The organism is Burkholderia sp. Ac-20379 (assembly GCF_017104645.1).
Lineage (GTDB): Bacteria > Pseudomonadota > Gammaproteobacteria > Burkholderiales > Burkholderiaceae > Burkholderia.
In genome coordinates this window covers 1-2,674 of the sequence record NZ_JAAGPF010000575.1, presented here as the reverse complement: position 1 = coordinate 2,674, position 2,674 = coordinate 1, and the positions used below count along the sequence as shown (strand labels likewise).

General features: G+C 70.1%; 2 protein-coding genes and 1 pseudogene. All 3 read right to left on the bottom strand.

The annotated features are described in order from the left end of the window. The coding region (locus tag G3N92_RS32880; protein ID WP_206131689.1) for a tetratricopeptide repeat protein at positions 1 to 765 on the bottom strand (765 nt) is incomplete at its 3' end. A 28-nt stretch (positions 766 to 793) separates the two neighbouring features. Then, on the bottom strand, positions 794 to 1,783 hold the full coding sequence (locus G3N92_RS32875) for a type II secretion system F family protein (RefSeq protein ID WP_206131688.1): 990 nt from the start codon (positions 1,781 to 1,783) through the stop codon (positions 794 to 796). Positions 1,784 to 1,791: 8 nt separating this feature from the next. Beyond that, positions 1,792 to 2,430: pseudogene (locus G3N92_RS32870) on the bottom strand (type II secretion system F family protein); the annotation flags it as partial. Positions 2,431 to 2,674 lie beyond the last annotated feature (244 nt).

Sequence of the window (2,674 nt, the reverse complement as noted above, 5' to 3'; positions counted from 1 at the left end):
GTTCTGCGCGAGCGCCGGCGCGGCGGGCGGCACCACCGTCAGTTGGCGCGTGCGCTGCGCGGCCGTCACGCGCGCCGCGTCGTCGCGAATTTCGGCGCGCACCAGCGGCGTCATCTTCTGCTGATCCATCAGCCCGCCAGCCTCGGTCAGATGCCCGGTGGCGACCAGGAACAGCGCGACGTTGCCGAACGTCTTCGGATTCTTCTGATCGAGCTCGGCGGCCTTCATCAGCGGCACGCGCGCGGCGGCCAAGTCGCCCGCGCGCATGCGCGCGTACGCGAGATCGGACAGCATCGAGGCATCGGTCGGCGCCAGTTCGCTCGCCTGCGTCAGTAGCGCGGCGGCGCGCGCGAAATCGCCGCGCGCGCCCGCGATCAGGCCGAGGCCCCGGTACGCCCGCGGCGCGGCCGACGTGTTCAGCAGTTGCGTGTAGACCTGCTCGCTCGCGTCGTACTGCGAGGTCGCGCGCAACGCGTCGGCGCGCAGCAGCTTGGTGTCGGGCGTCGAGCCGTATTGCTTTTCGTACTGATCGATATGCGCCAGCGACGCGTAGTACAGCCCCTGCTGCTGCATCCGGTCGATCAGGCCCAGATACATGCCCGGCGTGTCCGGCGGATCGGTCTTGTCGGCGGCGGCCTGCATCATCGCGGCCCGCTCGGCCTGCGCGCCGACGCCGTAGTTCGCATCCTTGAACAACGAGCAGCCGCTCGTCAGCAGCGCCGCCAGCAGGCCTGCCAGCGCGATGCGCCCTTGGATTCGTTTCATTGTGCTTCGCTCCTTGGCCGTAGTGCGCTCAATGCCGCATGGCCGCCAGCGCGCTGACGACCGTCATGATGCCGGGGCCGGCCGTCACGATCAGCAGCGCGGGCAGCAGCGTCACGACCATCACGCCCGTCATCTTCACCGTCAACCGGCCGATCCGTTCGCGCAGCGTCGCGCGCCGGCCCTCGCGCAGCCGGTCGCCGAACAGCCGCAACGGCTCCTGCACCGCGCCGCCGTGCTTGTCCACCTGGATCAGCAACTGCACGATGGACCGCAGATCCTCGTTGTCGAAGCTGTGCGTCAGGCGCGCCAGCGATTGCTCGCGCGTGCGGCCCGCCGCGAATTGGCGCTGGGCCACGCCCAGTTCCCACGACAGCACCGGCAGCATGGTTCTGAAATCGTTCGAGATGACCTGCATGCTCTGGTCGAGCGACAGGCCGACGCCCTGCAGCAGGCGCAGCATGTCGACGAACAGCGGCATCTCCTCGCCCACGCTTTCGCGGCGCGAGCGGGCGCGGCGGCGCACGTAGATCTTCGGCAGCATGTAGCCGGCCGCCACCGCGAAGAACATCGCGGCCATCCACGTGGATGCGGACTTGTGCAGCACGAACGGCAGCGACGCCAGCACCAGCACCGTCACGCCGACGATCCGCGCCATCAGGAACAGGCCGCGCGAGCGCGCGTCGGCATAACCGCACTGATCGAGCATCGCGCGATCCTCGTCGGCCACGAGCTGCTTGCCGAGGCCGGTGTCGAGCCAGCGGATGCCGACCCGCTCCACGTGCGCGCGCCATGCCGCGAACCCTTTCAACTGCGCCGCGCCGGCCTGCTTCGGATCGGCCGCGCCGCTCGCGCGCTCGGCCGCGGCGCGGCCGGCGGCCACGCGCTGATCGAGCGCCTTCGCCAGCACGCGGTCGCTGCGCTGCGCGAACAGCATGCGCACGATCGCCACCCCGGCGAGCAACAGCATCCCGAGCGCGCCCAGCAACAGCGCCAATGCTCCCAGACGATTCGCATCCATGCCGCCCCCTACTTGAGCCGGGCCATTCGATACAGCAGGAACACCCCCAGCGCCTGCAGCGCGAAGGCCACGTACAACACGAGGCGCCCCGTATCGTTCATCCACATCGACGTGAAATATTTCGGATTGGTCGCGATCACGAAGCTGCCGACCGCGATCGGCAGCGAGCCCAGCACCCAGGTGGACAGCCGCGTTTCCGCCGACATCGCGCGCAGCTCGCGCTCGGCCGCCTCGAAGTCGCGCATGAACGTCGCCATGCGCTCCAGCATCACATCGGCGCGGCCGCCGTACTTCACCGACAGGCGCAGCACCGAACCCACCAGCTCGAACTCGCGGATCCGGTATTCCCGGGCGATATGCACCATCGCGCGATCGACCTCGACGCCCGAGCGCAACATGCGCGACACCTGGTCGAGACAGAGCCGCAGCGGCATCTCGGTGGTGCCGAGCGCGCCCTGGAACGCGGCCGGCACGCTGTTGCCGAGCGTGACGAGCCGCACCATGCCGTCGAGAAACGCCGGCAGTTGCCGCACGATCCTCAGCCGGCGCGCCGAAATCCGCCGCACCACCCACAGGGCGATCAGCACGAGGCCGCCCAGCAGCGCCGCGAAGAACGCCACCCAGCCGCCGTTGATGCTGGCGAGCAGCGCGAGCGTCACCACCAGCGCCGCGCCGCCGCCGCGACCACCGGTCGACACAGGGCCGCTGCGGCATCTCGGTGGTGCCGCACGCGCCCTGGACCGCGGCCGGCACGCTGTTGCCGGGCGTGACGAGCCGCACCATGCCGTCGAGAAACGCCGGCAGTTGCCGCACGATCCTCAGCCGGCGCGCCGAAATCCGCCGCACCACCCACAGGGCGATCAGCACGAGGCCGCCCAGCAGCGCCGCGAA